This window comes from Paenibacillus shirakamiensis (genome assembly GCF_017874255.1).
GTDB lineage: Bacteria > Bacillota > Bacilli > Paenibacillales > Paenibacillaceae > Fontibacillus > Fontibacillus shirakamiensis.
Genome location: NZ_JAGGLD010000002.1, coordinates 35,711 through 51,988 on the forward strand (window position 1 = coordinate 35,711; position 16,278 = coordinate 51,988).

General features: G+C 42.7%; 14 protein-coding genes and 1 tRNA gene. 2 read left to right on the top strand and 13 right to left on the bottom strand.

All coding sequences use genetic code 11. The features are described from left to right. Nucleotides 1-230: 230 nt before the first annotated feature. The 10 genes from speD to J2Z69_RS07080 all read right to left on the bottom strand — a co-directional run bounded on the left by speD (nucleotide 231) and on the right by J2Z69_RS07080 (nucleotide 12,382). On the bottom strand, nucleotides 231-629 hold the full coding sequence (speD, locus tag J2Z69_RS07035; protein WP_209860642.1) for an adenosylmethionine decarboxylase: 399 nt from the start codon (nucleotides 627-629) through the stop codon (nucleotides 231-233). Nucleotides 630-860: 231 nt separating this feature from the next. Beyond that, on the bottom strand, nucleotides 861-1,448 hold the full coding sequence (locus tag J2Z69_RS07040; RefSeq protein ID WP_209860644.1) for a non-ribosomal peptide synthetase module: 588 nt from the start codon (nucleotides 1,446-1,448) through the stop codon (nucleotides 861-863). Between the two features lie 196 nt (nucleotides 1,449-1,644). Continuing rightward, nucleotides 1,645-2,277, bottom strand: a complete 633-nt coding sequence (gene yihA / locus J2Z69_RS07045) for a ribosome biogenesis GTP-binding protein YihA/YsxC (RefSeq protein WP_209860646.1) — start codon at nucleotides 2,275-2,277, stop codon at nucleotides 1,645-1,647. Between the two features lie 17 nt (nucleotides 2,278-2,294). Continuing rightward, nucleotides 2,295-4,631, bottom strand: coding sequence for an endopeptidase La (gene lon, locus J2Z69_RS07050; RefSeq protein WP_209860648.1), 2,337 nt, complete (start codon nucleotides 4,629-4,631; stop codon nucleotides 2,295-2,297). Nucleotides 4,632-4,798: 167 nt separating this feature from the next. Further along, nucleotides 4,799-6,508 (bottom strand): ATP-dependent protease LonB, encoded by a 1,710-nt coding sequence (gene lonB, locus J2Z69_RS07055; RefSeq protein WP_209860650.1) that lies wholly within the window; start codon nucleotides 6,506-6,508, stop codon nucleotides 4,799-4,801. Nucleotides 6,509-6,683: 175 nt separating this feature from the next. Continuing rightward, on the bottom strand, nucleotides 6,684-7,799 hold the full coding sequence (ispG, locus tag J2Z69_RS07060; RefSeq protein ID WP_209860652.1) for a flavodoxin-dependent (E)-4-hydroxy-3-methylbut-2-enyl-diphosphate synthase: 1,116 nt from the start codon (nucleotides 7,797-7,799) through the stop codon (nucleotides 6,684-6,686). Nucleotides 7,800-7,903: 104 nt separating this feature from the next. After that, nucleotides 7,904-9,160: an ATP-dependent protease ATP-binding subunit ClpX gene (gene clpX / locus J2Z69_RS07065; protein WP_209860654.1), complete on the bottom strand. Its 1,257-nt coding sequence runs from the start codon at nucleotides 9,158-9,160 to the stop codon at nucleotides 7,904-7,906. Nucleotides 9,161-9,177: 17 nt separating this feature from the next. Then, nucleotides 9,178-9,768, bottom strand: coding sequence for an ATP-dependent Clp endopeptidase proteolytic subunit ClpP (clpP, locus tag J2Z69_RS07070; RefSeq protein ID WP_209860656.1), 591 nt, complete (start codon nucleotides 9,766-9,768; stop codon nucleotides 9,178-9,180). A 255-nt stretch (nucleotides 9,769-10,023) separates the two neighbouring features. Next, nucleotides 10,024-11,379, bottom strand: a complete 1,356-nt coding sequence (gene tig, locus J2Z69_RS07075) for a trigger factor (RefSeq protein ID WP_209860658.1) — start codon at nucleotides 11,377-11,379, stop codon at nucleotides 10,024-10,026. Nucleotides 11,380-11,554: 175 nt separating this feature from the next. Further along, nucleotides 11,555-12,382 (bottom strand): hypothetical protein, encoded by an 828-nt coding sequence (locus J2Z69_RS07080; protein WP_245339118.1) that lies wholly within the window; start codon nucleotides 12,380-12,382, stop codon nucleotides 11,555-11,557. Nucleotides 12,383-12,638: 256 nt separating this feature from the next. Here J2Z69_RS07080 and J2Z69_RS07085 point away from each other — a divergent pair. Continuing rightward, a tRNA-Arg gene (locus J2Z69_RS07085) sits at nucleotides 12,639-12,712 on the top strand. 150 nt (nucleotides 12,713-12,862) lie between these two features. Further along, entirely contained in the window at nucleotides 12,863-13,345 is a 483-nt protein-coding gene (locus tag J2Z69_RS07090; protein WP_209860661.1) for a glutathione peroxidase, read from the top strand. Nucleotides 13,346-13,462: 117 nt separating this feature from the next. Here J2Z69_RS07090 and pstA read toward each other — a convergent pair whose 3' ends face one another. From pstA to J2Z69_RS07105, 3 genes are all read right to left on the bottom strand, one after another. Beyond that, a complete protein-coding gene (gene pstA / locus J2Z69_RS07095; protein WP_209860663.1) occupies nucleotides 13,463-14,344 on the bottom strand; it encodes a phosphate ABC transporter permease PstA in 882 nt (293 codons plus the stop codon). After that, a complete protein-coding gene (gene pstC / locus J2Z69_RS07100; RefSeq protein WP_209860665.1) occupies nucleotides 14,341-15,294 on the bottom strand; it encodes a phosphate ABC transporter permease subunit PstC in 954 nt (317 codons plus the stop codon). The genes pstA and pstC overlap by 4 nt, the downstream gene beginning before the upstream one ends. A gap of 94 nt (nucleotides 15,295-15,388) precedes the next feature. Continuing rightward, entirely contained in the window at nucleotides 15,389-16,252 is an 864-nt protein-coding gene (locus tag J2Z69_RS07105) for a phosphate ABC transporter substrate-binding protein (protein WP_209860667.1), read from the bottom strand. Nucleotides 16,253-16,278: the final 26 nt, after the last annotated feature.

The following is a 16,278-nucleotide window of genomic DNA, read 5'->3' on the forward strand; positions in this document are numbered from 1 at the left end:
CCTGCCTCTATAGTTAGTAGAATTAGTATTGCTCGTCTTCGTTAATTATATCACAGACATTTTGGATTACTTCGAAATGAATATGAATAGTTTATGAAGATCTATAGATTTGTAAACATATTTATAGCTCTAAAAACAAATAACCATGGAATCATCCATGGTTATCTTACTGTCCCACAGAGTAATACTCTATGATGACGTCCATTTGTTTGTGTAAAAAATTCAGTCCGTTATATAAGTTGGGCTTGGGCCATTGCAGGAGTCTCCACCTGAAGCTCGCCTAAACCGCGAATCAATTTCTTCGCATATACTTTTTCCGGTTTTAATATGGACACCAGGTAATCAATAGCTAGTTGTGGATCTACTGTCTCTCCACAAGTGTAGCAATCAACGGCTGCAAAACCTCTCTCAGGATACGTATGAATCGAGAGATGGCTCTCTGACAACATGACAAGGACCGTAGCCCCTTGTGGTTCGAATTGCTTAGACTGTACCGACAGTACTGTAGCTCCGCACGCTTCTGCCGCCTCAACTAAATGGGATTGCAGTAATTCCGCGTTGTTAAGCACCTCAAAGTCGACTCCCCAAGTATCAACAGCAACGTGTCTTCCGAAAGTTGAATATTCCATCTTCCGGTTCCCCCTTCCTAGGAATAAAATGTTTGAAAAATTTCATCCGCTAGGACCTACGTCATTCACTTCCCGAGGGAAAAATCTCTCGTAACATTCAATGTCCTGAGTGAATCCTGGTTCCTATATTCTTTTCAACGAGATTAAAAATAACATCTATTCATGACAAATGCAATACTTTTTACAATTTTCCTCAGAAAAAATACCACCCCTGAAAAGGGGCAGTATGTATTAGGCTTCTAATGCGAATAACCGCTGGGTGTAAAGTGTAAGCTGATGATCTATCTGCATAATATCTTGTTCATTTAGTGGTTTGAAGCGCTGATCTAAAAGTTCATTAATTCCGCGCTGAATCTGATAAATCTCTAACTCAACCTCATTCGAGCAAAATAGTCTATTCAGTTCTTCAACCGTGTTCTTATATTCGTAGACCAGTCGAGTAGATACTCCATGATGCTCTTCAATCTTCCGAACTCGGCCAGCTTCATAGTGATATATCACATTCGTACCTTCATAAATTCTGCTTACGATACCCGAACCTTTAAAAGCAGCAAACAATCGACGTACTACATTGGTAATTCGCGGCTTTACCAGACGAAAAGAGGCATTACAGACGTAATAGCCATCTCTGCGGTCAAAAGGCAAATGCAATTCTTCTCCTTCATCATCCACTAGGACAACTTCCTGACCTCCGCCATCCAGAACTTTAATTCGCTGTCTGACATGAGGATCTCCTACGGTATGAATAAACTCGGCCATTTGAACTTCCGACAACTGCAAACTGGCATTTATATACTCTGTGGCTATCCGCTGAGCCATAAAATCTCCTCAATTCTTTATCCTTTGAAATTATTATACACTACTCATTAAAACAAATGCTCGGCGTTTAAATCATGATTTTCCAGCGAATTATTGTAAAAATAGGAATTTGAGCAGTTTTTGAGTGCATATCCATTAGCATGCTCACTTTCCTGCTGGTACTTCTCGTTTTCCCTACTAATCCTGCCAAATCCTCTTAATCTAATCCCGGTTCCACATGAACCGTCTCTGCTAAATCCGAGTCATCCTTCATATGCTTAGTGATTACATTCCAAAGTTCTTCCTTACCCGTCCCTACTTCAGAAGAGAACATAATTAATTCATCGCCAGCCCTAAGAACTAACGCATCTTTTATAATTTTTAGATGTTTTTGCCAGCGGCTTCTAGGGATTTTGTCCGCCTTCGTAGCCACTACGCAGACCGGGAGATCATAATGCTTCAACCAATCATACATTAGCTCATCATCTTTGGAAGGCGGATGACGCAGATCGATAATGAGTAACAGCAAGCGGAGCTGCTCTCGATTCATCAGATATTGTTCAATCATCTTCCCCCACACCTGACGCTGTGTCTTTGAGACTTTGGCATATCCATAGCCAGGAAAATCTACAAAGTAGAGATCTTCATTAATACGGTAATAGTTCAAATGTTGAGTTTTCCCTGGTGTAGAGCTGGTTCTTGCTAGATTCTTACGATTAATCATTCGATTAATCAATGAAGATTTGCCCACGTTAGAACGGCCAGCCAGACCTATCTCTGGCAGACCATCCTCTGGAAATTGTTCAGGCCTTACGGCACTGATAATAAAATTGGCATAGTTAACTTTCATTCTCGGCTTGTTCCTCTCTAATGCACTTCAGACGGGGCCACTAGGGCATGTTGAAGTACTTGGTCCATATGGGATACCGGAACAAATTCCAACTCATTCCTAATACTCTCTGGAATATCCCCTAAATCACGTTCATTGTCTTTGGGTAAAAGAACTTTCTTATACCCCGCGCGATGAGCTGCAAGCGATTTCTCCTTGAGTCCACCAATTGGCAATACTCGTCCGCGCAATGTAATTTCACCGGTCATAGCAATATCTTTAGAAACATATCGATTGGTTAGGGCTGAAATCAAAGCTGTAGCAATCGTAATGCCAGCAGACGGTCCGTCTTTCGGAATCGCACCTTCAGGGATGTGAATATGAATATCATTTTTCTCATGGAAGTCTGAAGCAATACCTAATTCTCCCGCTTTAGAGCGAGTGTAACTGAATGCGGCTTGTGCAGATTCCTTCATGACATCCCCAAGTTTACCTGTCAAAATGAGCTTGCCCGAACCAGGAACAACGGTAACTTCAATAACTAAAGTCTCCCCGCCTACTTCAGTCCATGCCAGACCTGTTACGGTACCAATCTGGTCTTCTAATTCAGCTACCCCATAACGGAACTTGGAGGGTCCTAGATAATCCTGAATATCACCGGCTTCAATGACGATTGATTCTATTTTATCAGAAACAATACGCTTTGCGGCTTTACGTGCCAAAGAAGCGACCTGTTGTTCCAGATTACGAACGCCTGACTCCCTTGTATACTCACGAATCGTTCGAAGTAGAGCCTCTTCCCCTACAACAAGTTGCTCCGCACGTAGTCCGTGTTCACGCTGCTGTTTGGGTAGTAGATATCTTGTTGCAATTTGAAGTTTCTCCAGCTCTGTATATCCAGGAATAAATAACATTTCCATGCGATCTAGTAAGGGACGTGGAATATTGTGAACAGCATTGGCCGTCGTAACAAACATAACATTGGACAAGTCAAAAGGAAGCTCTACAAAATGATCACTGAATGTGTTATTCTGCTCTGGATCAAGTACCTCTAATAGGGCAGCGGAAGGATCTCCACGGAAATCTGAGGCCATTTTATCAATTTCATCAAGCAAAAAGACTGGATTCAGTGTACCTGCTGTCTTCATTCCTTGAATAATCCGTCCTGGCATGGCTCCCACATACGTTCTACGATGCCCACGAATTTCAGCTTCGTCTCGAACTCCCCCTAAAGAAATCCGCACGAACTGTCTTCCAAGCGATCGAGCAATAGACCTAGCGAGGGAAGTCTTGCCGACACCAGGAGGTCCTACAAGACAAAGTATAGGTCCCTTTAACTTCTTGACCAGTTGCTGAACAGCTAAGTATTCAAGAACCCGTTCTTTCGGTTTCTCTAGACCATAGTGATCCTCATTCAGTACTTGCTCTGCTTTATCTAGATCCAAATCATCTTCCGTCGAGGCCGACCAAGGTAAGCTAAGTAACCAGTCCACATAATTACGTATAACGCCGCCTTCCGCGGAACTAGAAGGCATTTTCTCCAGTCGATCAATCTCTTTACTTACTTTCTCATGAATCTTCTCTGGAAGTTGTTTATCTTCTAATTGCCCACGCAATTCTTCAATTTCACCAGCTCGGCCTTCTTTTTCTCCAAGTTCCTTCTGAATAGCCTTCATCTGCTCCCGAAGATAATACTCCTTCTGAGTCTTCTCCATTTGCTTTTTCACACGCTGGCTAATTTTGCGTTCCAACTCCAGCACTTCACGCTCATTATTTAATATGTCGAGTAATTTTTCTAGTCTTGCTCTTACATCTACCGTCTCTAAAATTTCCTGCTTATCTTTAATTTTCAAAGAAAGATGGCTCGTAATTACATCAGCAAGTCGGCCTGGTTCTTCGATATCGGATACGGCTGCTAATGTCTCTGGAGTGACTTTCTTAGATAAGTTAATGTAGTGCTCAAACTGGGTCAGAACTGTACGCATCAAGGCATCCACTTCAGGGTCTGTAGATTCCTCCTCAGGCAGTTCCTTCGCTAGAACTTCATAATATTCCTCATTGTCTAGATACTCTATAATTTCGGCCCGTTCCGTGCCTTCAACCAGCACACGAATCGTACCGTTAGGTAACTTCAGCATTTGTCTCACTTTCGCTACTGTACCAATACGAAATATATCTTCTTGCGTAGGTTCTTCAATGTTCACTTCTGACTGAGAACAGAGGAGAATCAAATTATCGTCCACCATCGCCTTTTCCAGTGCCTTTACCGACTTATCCCGACCTACATCTAGATGAAGGACCATACTCGGATAAACAAGTAAACCCCGCAATGGAAGTAAAGGAAAACGTCGATTTTTAGCTTTATGGCTTCCCATCGTATTCGCACCTCCCAGAGTTCTCTAAGTTACGTACATTCTACCTCAGCAGGCGCTAATTTCACGGCTGGTCAGGAAATATCATTGTTATTTTAACAAATATTGAACCAAAACACCAATGAAGAGCGACTGCTCAGCAGCCGCTCTTCATTGGTAAATACTTTCTTCTAGATGTTCTCACCACGGGGTGAATCCGCATGAAAGAAGGAAGCTGCTGGCGGATTGAACAAGTCCCCTGGGAGCTGAATTTCTGTGTTTTTCTCTTTTGGGGCTCCGAAGATATGTCCAAAGGCTTCCTGAACCGTCTCTACAGCAATTACACGTACGCCTTCCAGCCCTTCGAACATCGATTGCCAGTTTTCTTTAGGCACTAGTACTGTCGTAGCTCCCGCTTGAAAAGCAGCTTCAACTTTGGCGACCACCCCACCTATTGGCTTAACTTTTCCATGGATTCCAAGTTCTCCAGTCATAGCAATTCGGTGATCTACCGGAATTTTTTGCATAGCTGACGTGATCGCTACAGCCATAGCCAGACCGGCAGATGGGCCGTCGATGGGTGTTCCACCAGGAAAATTAATGTGCAGATCATATAGACTAGGATCCAGACCGATACTCTTTAACACAGTGAGTACATTTTCGATCGAACCTTTGGCCATGCTTTTGCGGCGTAGTGTCCGATTTCCTCCGCCAATTTCTTCTTCATCTACAACCCCAGTAATCGTAAAGCTTCCTACTTTACTGGTAGTTAAAACAGCTGTAGCTTCAATCTCAAGCAGGGTACCCATATTCGGTCCATACACAGCTAGACCATTCACAACGCCTACTTGAGGGTTCGTATGAATCTTACGCTCTGGACGAGGAACGAGTTGACTGCTTGTCGCCACCCACTCCAGATCCGTAGCACTCAGCTGATTTCGCTTCTCTGTTAAGGCCAGACCCGCTGCAAGTTGGACCATATTTACTGCTTCTCGGCCATTTGTAGCAAACTTCTTAATGACATCCACAGCCTCTGAGCAAGGTAGAAATCCAATTCGTCTCACAGCATCCTCAGCAATCTGTGCAATCTCTTCGGGCAAAAGAGGCCGAAAGAATACTTCCATGCAACGTGAACGAAGTGCGGGAGGCAAATCTTGCGGCGAACGTGTCGTCGCCCCTACAAGACGAAAATCAGCGGGTAAACCATTTTGAAAAATATCATGAATATAAGCAGGGGTTCCTTGGTCTTCTGAGTTATAATAAGCACTTTCCAAGAAAACCTTTCGATCTTCTAATACCTTAAGGAGTTTGTTGATTTGAATGGGATGGAGTTCACCAATCTCATCAATGAACAAGATTCCACCATGCGCTTTCGTTACCGCCCCAGGCTTAGGTTGTGGAATACCCGCAACGCCCATAGCGCCTGCGCCTTGATAGATGGGATCATGAACTGAGCCTATCAGAGGATCGGCAATCCCACGCTCATCAAATCTAGCCGTTGTTGCATCAATTTCGGTGAATTTAGCATCAGACCGAAAAGGAGATGTGGGATTCTTTTTCGCCTCTTCCATGACAACCCTAGCTGCTGCGGTCTTGCCCACTCCAGGAGGACCGTAGACAATAACATGCTGAGGATTTGCACTACACAGTGCAGCTTTGAGTGCACGCAGTCCATCTTTTTGTCCCACAATATCATTCATCGTGGCTGGCCTAGCCCGCTCTGCCAGAGGTTTCGTTAACGACACAGCACGCAGTTTTTTAAGCTTATCCATTTCTTTGCGTGATTCCCGGTCCACTGCAGACCGATTTCCTTTCTGACTTTTTAGTAAATTCCAGAAATAGATACCTATAACTACAGCAAAAAACAACTGCACCGACATGATAATCAAACTCAAATCCATGTGTACTCTACCTCCCGTTATCGATTAGCTAATACATGGTAGTATAGCCTTTTTCATGGAGGGTAAACGCGATATCAAAGTTTTTCTTCATCCTTTTACAGCTTCTTAATAGAGAAGTCATTCTAACAAAAAAACCGCAGGCACGATGAGATCGGCCTACGGTTATTCTGTATTTTTATGGTCTTAAAATATGCTCTTTGCGACCCGGAATCTCTCCCGTTTGTTCGAACACTTCTACAATGTGATCAATTTCTTTCTTGAGTTCGTTCAACAGTTCAGCTTCGGGCACTTTACGAATCATTTCTCCATAACGGAATAATAATCCTTCTCCTCTAGCTCCTGCAATTCCAATATCTGCTTCTCTAGCCTCACCGGGCCCATTCACTGCGCAACCGAGAACCGATACTTTAATCGGTACCTTAATCTTGGAGATATACTCTTCCACTTCATTGGCAATGGAGAATAGATCAATATCCAAGCGCCCACACGTAGGACAAGAGACAAGCGTAGCTGCATTTGTAATTAAGCCGAAGGTTTTGAGCAGTTCACGTGCCACTTTCACTTCTTCTACTGGATCTGCACTCAAAGAGATTCGAACGGTCGAACCTATTCCCATGGATAAAAGTGCACCAATTCCTGCTGCGCTTTTCACTGTCCCAGTAAATAAAGTTCCCGCTTCCGTAATTCCTAAATGAAGAGGATACGGAATAACTTCTGCTGCCTTAGCATACGCTGCAATCGCCATAGGAACATCCGAAGCTTTAAGTGACACGATGATATCATAAAAATCAAGTTCTTCCAGAATCTTAATATGATACAGTGCACTTTCCACCATCGCCTCAGGTGTAGGGTAACCGTATTTCTCCAACAAATGATTCTCTAAAGAACCTGCATTCACACCAATTCGAATAGGAATCCCGCGTTCTTTACAAGCTTTAACCACGGCTTCCACTTTCTCACGACGACCAATGTTCCCTGGATTAATACGTACTTTGTCTATACCATTCTCAATAGCTTGGAGTGCTAACTTGTAATTGAAGTGAATATCCGCAACTAGCGGAATATGAATACGTTTCTTAATTTCTTTGATGGCTGCTGCTGCTTCTTCATTGTTCACAGTCACACGTACCAATTGACAACCCGCTTCTTCCAGTCGAAGAATCTCAGCTACTGTAGCCTCAACATCAGCTGTCTTGGTCGTACACATACTCTGAATAACAACTTCATTACTACCACCGATGGTAAGATTGCCCACTTTAACGGGACGGGTGTCCTGTCTCAAGAATGTCATCTCTGGTCTCTCCCATAACGCCAAACTCCACCCCGCTAAAGGCCTATACAGACCTGCGAGGTGGAGAATAAGCATGTTATTTAATCACACCTTCGTAAAAACGATTAGGCGCTTTCTTCTTGTTTGTCACTCTTCTGTACTTGCAGTTCAGGAACAATACGTTCTTCCACAACCTTCTCCGTAATCACACAATTCGTAATATCATCACGAGAAGGTACTTCATACATTACATCCAGCATAATGCCTTCAATAATAGCACGGAGTCCGCGGGCACCCGTGTTGCGTTTGATTGCTTCGCGCGCAATCGCTTCAAGGGCTTTATCTTCAAATTCTAGCTTCACATTATCAAGCTCCAATAGCTTCTGATATTGTTTCACTAGCGCGTTTTTCGGTTCCGAAAGAATACGTACTAAAGTCTTCTCATCCAGCGGCTCTAGTGTGGAGATAACCGGTAGACGACCGACAAATTCAGGAATCAATCCAAATTTAAGCAAATCTTCTGGAAGAACCATACCCAAATATTCACCAGGTTTGAGCTCTTTTTGTCCATCGCCAACGGCGTTAAATCCGATGACTTTTTTGCCCACACGACGTTTGATCATTTGCTCTAGACCATCAAAGGCTCCGCCGCAAATAAACAAAATGTTCGTTGTATCAATTTGAATAAACTCTTGATGAGGATGCTTGCGTCCACCTTGAGGAGGGACCGAAGCCACTGTACCTTCAAGAATCTTCAGCAAAGCTTGTTGAACACCTTCACCAGATACATCGCGCGTAATTGAAGGGTTCTCCGACTTGCGAGCTACTTTATCAATTTCATCGATATAAATAATGCCCCGTTCAGCTTTTTCTACATCGTAATCCGCAGCTTGAATCAATTTGAGCAAGATGTTCTCAACATCTTCACCCACATAGCCCGCTTCAGTTAATGAAGTTGCATCTGCAATGGCAAAAGGAACATTCAAAATTTTAGCCATAGTCTGAGCAAGTAACGTCTTTCCTGAACCTGTTGGTCCTAAAAGAAGAATGTTACTCTTTTGAAGCTCAACATCTTCAATTTTACTTTGCGTATTTACACGTTTGTAATGATTGTATACCGCAACAGACAATGACTTTTTCGCTTGGTCCTGTCCAATAACGTATTGATCCAAAATGTCCCGGATATCACGTGGTTTTGGAATTTCCTTAAGGTCGAGCTCTTCTTCGTGACCGAGTTCTTCCTCCACGATTTCTGTGCAAAGTTCAATACATTCATCACATATATAAACGCCTGGTCCAGCTACGAGCTTACGGACCTGCTCCTGGGACTTGCCACAGAAGGAACATTTCAGCTGTCCTTTTTCATCGTTAAATTTGAACATAGATTGGTTGCACCCCTTTATGATGTAATGGGCTTGGTTATCACCTTGTCAATAATCCCATATGACATCGCTTCTTCCGCGCTCATGAAATAATCGCGGTCGGTATCACGTTCGATCTTCTCTAAGGTTTGACCCGTACGATCTAAATAGATTTGATTCAGCTTCTGCTTTGTCTTGATGATCCATTCTGCGTGAATCTTTATGTCAGAGGCCTGACCTTGCACACCGCCCAAAGGCTGGTGAATCATGACTTCACTGTTCGGCAAAGCAAACCGTTTGCCAGGCGCACCTGCAGTAAGTAGCAAAGAACCCATGCTGGCAGCCATACCTACACAAATCGTAGATACATCCGGTTGAATAAATTGCATTGTATCATAAATACCCATACCCGCAGTTACAGAACCACCAGGTGAATTGATGTACAGATGGATATCTTTCTCTGGATCTTCAGCAGCTAAAAACAATAGCTGGGCAATTACGAGATTGGCTACTTCATCGTCAATTGCGTTGCTTAGGAAGATAATACGATCTTTGAGCAGTCTTGAATAGATATCGTAAGACCGTTCTCCGCGATTCGTTGTTTCTACAACCATAGGTACGAGACTCATGCGACCAACCTCTTTTCCATATCGTCTTTGCAACACATCATTATTTTAACATGTTCATTGCCCTATGTCATTTTTCACGGATGTTACAGTGTATGAGTAGACTAACATCGGTTATGCTGAACCCACACAACGTTTCATGGAAAAAATTGTAACCTTTCTCGGGTGAAAAATAAGGCACGCAATAAATATACGTGCCTTAGTAAATGCATAGGTGTGTATGACTAGCTCTAGAAGCCTAAATACAACCGTTTGATGTTATTTTTCTTCTGCTTCTTCTTTAGCTTCTTCTTGTACTTCTTCAACAGGAGCCAATTGATCAGCAGGAACTTCTTTGCTGTTGTCCAAAAGGAACTTAATTGTTTTACGAAGTTGAACTTCTTCACGAAGGCTACCTAGGGAACCATTAGCAGCAAGAATTTGTTGAATTTCTTCAGGCGTACGTTTGTAAGCTTCTGCCATCGTATTCAATTCTTCCATCAATTCGTCTTCAGATACTTCGATATTCTCTTCTTTTGCGATTTGTTCAAGAACCAAGTTGTTACGAACACGCTTTTGAGCGTCTCCATGCATTTGATCTTGCAAGTCTTGAATAGTTTGTCCAGAGAATCCTAGGAACATATCCAAGTTCATGCCTTGTGTACGAAGACGATTATCAAAATCACGAACCATATTTTGAACTTCGCTTTCTACCATAGCGTTAGGAATTTCAACTTCTGCAGCTTCACCGATTTTGTCAACCAAGTAAGTCTCGCGAGTAGCTTCATTTTCTTTGGCTTTACGATCAGCAAGTTGTTTGTTGAGGTCTGCTTTATATTCATCAAGTGTGTCGAATTCACTTACGTCTTTTGCGAATTCATCATCAAGTTCTGGAAGCTGTTTGCGTTTGATTTCGTGTACTTTCACTTTAAAGACTGCTTCTTTGCCCGCAAGGTCTTCAGCTTGGTAGCCTTCAGGGAAAGTAACAGTTACGTCTTTGAAGTCACCTGTAGCCATTCCAACTACTTGGTCTTCAAATCCTGGAATGAAAGAGTTGCTTCCAAGTTCCAAGGAATAACGTTCGGATTTACCGCCTTCAAAAGGTACGCCCTCTACAGAACCATCAAAGTCGATGACTACAGTATCGCCGCTCTTAGCTGTCTCTTCTTCGATAACAACCAGTTCAGCATGACGTTGTTGTAGACGCTCTAACTCTTGGCCTACTTCTTCTTCAGATACTTCTACATTCTCAGCAGCAACTTCAATTCCTTTGTAGTCGCCAAGAGTAACTTCTGGTTTAACAGTAACTTGAGCTTTGAACTTAAAGGTTTGTCCTTTTGCAAATTGCTCAACGTCCACTTCTGGACGATCTACTGGGAAGATATCCGTTTGCTCTACAGCTTCGGAATATACTTCAGGAAGCAGAATGTCAATCGCGTCTTGGTAGAGAGATTCTACCCCATAACGCGCTTCAAAAATCGGCCGTGGAACTTTCCCTTTACGGAATCCAGGTACGCTTGCTTTCTTTACTACTTTGTTAAAAGCTTTATCCAGTGCGGCAGATACGCGATCTGCATCCACTTCGACCTCAAGAACGCCAAGGTTCTTCTCTATTTTTTCCCAAGTTGCTTTCATTTTATGCTTTCCCCTCCAAAATAGTTCACTCTATTGAGTCCTGATATGTATCCGGCTTCAATACTTTGTCGATTTCACGTTCAGAAATAGAACAACCATTACATTATAAACAAAAACTAACGGTTTTACAAGTACACCCGTACCTGACAACGTCAGGAAAAACGAGTCCTTATCTTTACCTCTGGCGCACTGCGCCTACGAACTGCTTCATGGATCTATAAACCTGCTCAAACCTCAATCGAAGCGCATCCGTAATACCATATGTAGAGCGAATTTCTTCATCACTTTTACCATCAGGAAGACTTTCTGAAACGGTCTGATGCAAAGCTGCGGCCCATATATCCAGCGTACTATCTTCGTCCGATAACATCGATCGATAATCCATCGTTCCGTAAGTTCCCATGACGAACTGAAACCACAATTCCTGAGCAAAGTAGAACAAATTTGGGTTGTGTACTTGGGTCTGCTCAGCTACGCGGTCCAATATATGATGGATAGGAGGCGGAAAATCAGCTGACTTTAAAGGAGTGGTGTCAAGCTCAATATCCACAGCTTCCTGGCCTCTAAAGAACTTAACACTACCCGTTGCTCCGCGGCGCTTCAAAGTCTGTAACACATGATATTGCACCAAGGGATGTAGTTGTTCTCTCTGAAGCCATTCTCGCAAGGCATCATCAATCTCAGGCATATCCACATACGATAATTGTTCCAGCGCAAGCAAGGAATGTTCTGATAAAGGCCCTTCCATAGCTGCATGGAGTAACTTATGTCCGTAATCTTTGTCTAAAGCAAGCTTCGATTCAATATGTTGCCTAGCCAAGTCTTCCTCACTGTCAGGCTCAGAGCTTCCTTCGCTTGTCCCATCTAACGAGGTAGGGAAAGCATCCTTGAGCCATTGTAGCAACGCATTCCATTCTTCATATTGCCTAGAATCTTGCCCTTGGCAGCCAAGTAAGAATTCAAGCAACTCTCCAGCTTCACCGTAACGCTCTGTCTCGAGCATACGAGTCAATTCCATTTGGTAAAAATCGAGTGTCTTGGGAAACAATACAACGTTGTCCCTTCCATCGGGTCCTAATTCACTAATGAGATATCTCCTCCAAACTTCCGCACTTGAATTTGCTAAAGATTATAGCACAGGAATATCTATTTCTGAAAATGAACCGATAAGTGTGTTTCACATAACTTAGATAAAAAATAAGTTGATTAGCAAGCCAGCATATGGTAAGATGTTTTTTGTTGTAATTTTCATTAATTTTGTCCCAGTAGCTCAGCTGGATAGAGCAACGGCCTTCTAAGCCGTCGGTCGGGGGTTCGAATCCCTCCTGGGACGTATAATGTACGAAAAAGTCTCTTCCTCTATTGGGAAGAGACTTTTTTTATGTTTCCAGATAAAATGGTTTGTTCTCTCCTGCTCTTAATTGAGTTCACCGGCTTGAAAGGATATAGTTAAAGGGTGAGGCAAATATAAGGAGGAATGATCATGTCCATCTATGATATTCAAGTAACTACGATTAATGGCGATCAAACAACGCTACAATCCTACCAAGGACAAGTTCTCTTGATTGTGAATACGGCTAGTGGATGTGGACTTACACCGCATTATAAAGGACTTCAGCACCTCTATGAAACTTATAAGGACCAAGGCTTCACGGTACTTGGATTCCCTTCCAATCAATTCGCAGGCCAAGAGCCAGGTACTGAGGAAGAAATCAAACAATTCTGTGAGACGAATTACCAAATTTCATTTCCGCTATTTGCCAAAGTAGATGTGAAAGGTGAACACGCTCATCCGTTATTTCAGCATCTAGTCAAAGAAACTCCTGCTCCCTTTAACACCGGTGACATCGAATGGAACTTTGTTAAGTTCCTCGTAGATCAGCAGGGACAAGTCATCAAACAATATAGCGCTCGGACTGAACCTTCTGCTATTGAAGCGGATATTCAAGAGTTGCTAGCTAAATAAACACAGATGGCTACTTTATCTCATATACGATTGATACATTGATAAAAAGAGCGTCTCTTCTTAGCCAGAATCTGGTCTTAAGAGAGACGCTCTTTGTTTTTTTACATTATCATTAAATTATCTTTTTAGTTTGCGGTTATTGAACCACAAAGGAACACGGAACAAAAGATTCATAAATAGTACAACGAATACTAGAACGGCTGCAGATTTATCAGCAATTTGTTTGGCATCTTCTACGATTGCCTCGGACTGAACGTACCATAGATGTACGGCAAGCGTCTCTCCCGGTGAAAATAAATTGAAGTCCCACATTTCTCCAGAAGTACTTAATCCTGCAGTTAATAGAATTACGGCGGATTCACCAAAGGCACGGCCTGCTACTAAACAAATTCCTGTAATAATGGCATGCATCGATACAGGCAAAATAATCGTACGAATTGTCTGAAACTTTGTTGTTCCTAGGGCATAAGAGGCATTGCGAAGATCTGTAGGCACAGAACGTACTGCTTCCTCCGTTACTCTAGCGAGCGTAGGTAGATTTAAAAATGCCAAGCTCACAGCTCCGCCGAGAATCGTTAGACCCACATCGAAATACTCCGCAAATATCGCTAAACCTAATAATCCAAAAACAATGGACGGCACGGAAGATAATGTCTCCACGCAGATGCGTAGACCTTCCGTAAACTTATTATTTGGCGCGTACTCGGCCATATAAATCCCTGCCCCTACTCCAATCGGAATGGAGAAAAGCAAAGACAATATCAGAATGTAGAACGAGTTGAATAACACCGGTCCAATACCGCCACCCACATCCATTTCCTCAGGAAGCTTCGTCAAGAACTGCCAATTTATACCCGGGAGTCCTTTGCTCAGGATGGTATAGAGAAGCCAGAAGACAAACAACAATACCATAGCTCCTAGCAGATAAAATAATCCTGTTGCTGCCTTATCCCAGACGATCGATCGCTTGTTTTTGCGTGTAGGCGTGAAGCTGCTCATGCGGTATGTCCTCCTCGTCTACTAATAAACCGAATTAACATAATTAAGCCAAAAGAGATTATAAGCAACAAGAATGCCATCATGTGTAGCGCATAGTTCCAAGTCGAGTCAAATTCAACATTCGAGATTTGCATAACGATATTACTCGTGAGTACAGATGTAGGGGTGAAAAAGGATTTAGCCAGCTGAGCGGTATTCCCAATGACCATCACCACAGCCATCGTCTCCCCGATCGCACGCGTCATCCCTAAGATTACAGCAGCTGCAATACCTCTCATTGCCGCAGGCAACACTACTCTGAAAATCACCTGAAGTCGTGTAGATCCCAGCGCATATGCGGCTTCACGGTATTTTTTGGGTACAGCCGTGATTGCATCATCACTAATTCGACTGATGGTCGGGAGGATCATGATGGTTAAGACAATAGAAGCCGCAAGCAAACCATCCCCTAAATTTTCCCCACTCAAGTTACGAATTATGGGAATTAACACCGTAAGTCCTAGATATCCATAGACAATGGAAGGGATGCCTACTAGCAAATCAAGTACCGGGCGAATGAATGATTTCAGCCACTTTGGAGCAATTTCAGCTATAAGAATGGCGAGTCCTACAGATATAGGCACAGCGAAGACCATCGTTAGCAACGTAAGTGATAAAGTATTGATGATAAAAGATGCAGCTCCGAATTTTCCTTCTTCGGGCGTCCAATCAAATGACAAAAAGAATTGAGCAAAAGAAATATCTCGAAACGTAAGTAAAGCTGTTTTTCCAATAAAGAAAATAACAAGTGCTAATACTAGACATAAGGCCAAGATACTGAATAAAAAATAGGACTTAAATAGTTTATTCGTAAAACGAACCCGAGCTGCTCGGTTCCAGCCTGAACGGTTCACCGGTTCTTTGAGCTTAGGTGCTTCACCTCTGGCTAAATCATTCACATGGGTACTCATCTCTTCTATTTCCTCCCACACAGCAACCAGCCCCAAAAAGGGGCTGGTCTGTATTCATGCTATTTCATTCAAGGTATTCCTGTAGAAGTAAATCTTATTTCATGGAAGAAATCGGGATGAATTTCAATTTCTTCAATGAACTATCTTGGAATTTCTTGCTTTGTACATAGTCAATGAATGCTTTAGTAGCACCAGTTGGTTGACCTTTAGTCATATAGTAACCATAAGACCACACTTTGTAAGTTCCTTTAACCACATTATCCGCAGTTGGAGCTACACCATTGAAACTCACAGCTTTCAAATCGCCACCACTTACATATACCAAGTCAATATATCCAATAGAGTTCGGTGTAGTGGATACTGCTGTTTTCATGTCGCCGCTTGATCCAACTTCTTTGTAGTTCTTGTCTTTCTTAGTGATATCCCCACCAGCAAGTGCTTTTGCTTGATAGTTAACGCGTGTTCCTGAACCAAATGCACGAGTAATTACAACGATGTCTGCGTTCGCGCCGCCAACATCTTTCCAGTTCGTAATTTTACCACTGAAGATTCCTTTAAGTTGGTCTGTAGTTAGGTTATCCACGCCAACGCTCTTGTTTACTACTGTAGCAAAAGGAATTACAGCTACTTTATTGGCTACTTGACCTGAGAACGCTTTGAATCCTGGAACGTCTGTGCTTGCATCCCAGTCACATGCTCCGATATCTGCAATGCCTTTATTTACAGCTTGAGGACCCGTTACAGAACCTTTACCAGAAGCTGCAATTTTAACTTTTGGATTCAATCTTTGAAATTCTTTTGCTGCTTGAAGTGATAAAGGTAGAAGTGCAGTAGAACCATTAATTGTGATTTTGCCTGAAATTGATCCTGCCGCTTGTGCAGTAGAGCCAACACCTGCAGAAGAAATAACGAATGCAGCCGCAACAGCTACCAAAGATAATTTTTTAACAAGTTTCATGAAAAGTGAACCCCTTTCGATTTTAA

Bases quoted from the DNA above. Each gene is read 5' to 3' on its own strand.
- speD (WP_209860642.1), bottom strand. From the start codon at position 629: ATGGAATATTCAACTTTCGGAAGACACGTTGCTGTTGATACTTGGGGA.
- J2Z69_RS07040 (WP_209860644.1), bottom strand. From the start codon at position 1,448: ATGGCTCAGCGGATAGCCACAGAGTATATAAATGCCAGTTTGCAGTTG.
- yihA (WP_209860646.1), bottom strand. From the start codon at position 2,277: ATGAAAGTTAACTATGCCAATTTTATTATCAGTGCCGTAAGGCCTGAA.
- lon (WP_209860648.1), bottom strand. From the start codon at position 4,631: ATGGGAAGCCATAAAGCTAAAAATCGACGTTTTCCTTTACTTCCATTG.
- lonB (WP_209860650.1), bottom strand. From the start codon at position 6,508: ATGGATTTGAGTTTGATTATCATGTCGGTGCAGTTGTTTTTTGCTGTA.
- ispG (WP_209860652.1), bottom strand. From the start codon at position 7,799: ATGACATTCTTGAGACAGGACACCCGTCCCGTTAAAGTGGGCAATCTT.
- clpX (WP_209860654.1), bottom strand. From the start codon at position 9,160: ATGTTCAAATTTAACGATGAAAAAGGACAGCTGAAATGTTCCTTCTGT.
- clpP (WP_209860656.1), bottom strand. From the start codon at position 9,768: ATGAGTCTCGTACCTATGGTTGTAGAAACAACGAATCGCGGAGAACGG.
- tig (WP_209860658.1), bottom strand. From the start codon at position 11,379: ATGAAAGCAACTTGGGAAAAAATAGAGAAGAACCTTGGCGTTCTTGAG.
- J2Z69_RS07080 (WP_245339118.1), bottom strand. From the start codon at position 12,382: ATGCTCGAGACAGAGCGTTACGGTGAAGCTGGAGAGTTGCTTGAATTC.
- J2Z69_RS07090 (WP_209860661.1), top strand. From the start codon at position 12,863: ATGTCCATCTATGATATTCAAGTAACTACGATTAATGGCGATCAAACA.
- pstA (WP_209860663.1), bottom strand. From the start codon at position 14,344: ATGAGCAGCTTCACGCCTACACGCAAAAACAAGCGATCGATCGTCTGG.
- pstC (WP_209860665.1), bottom strand. From the start codon at position 15,294: ATGAGTACCCATGTGAATGATTTAGCCAGAGGTGAAGCACCTAAGCTC.
- J2Z69_RS07105 (WP_209860667.1), bottom strand. From the start codon at position 16,252: ATGAAACTTGTTAAAAAATTATCTTTGGTAGCTGTTGCGGCTGCATTC.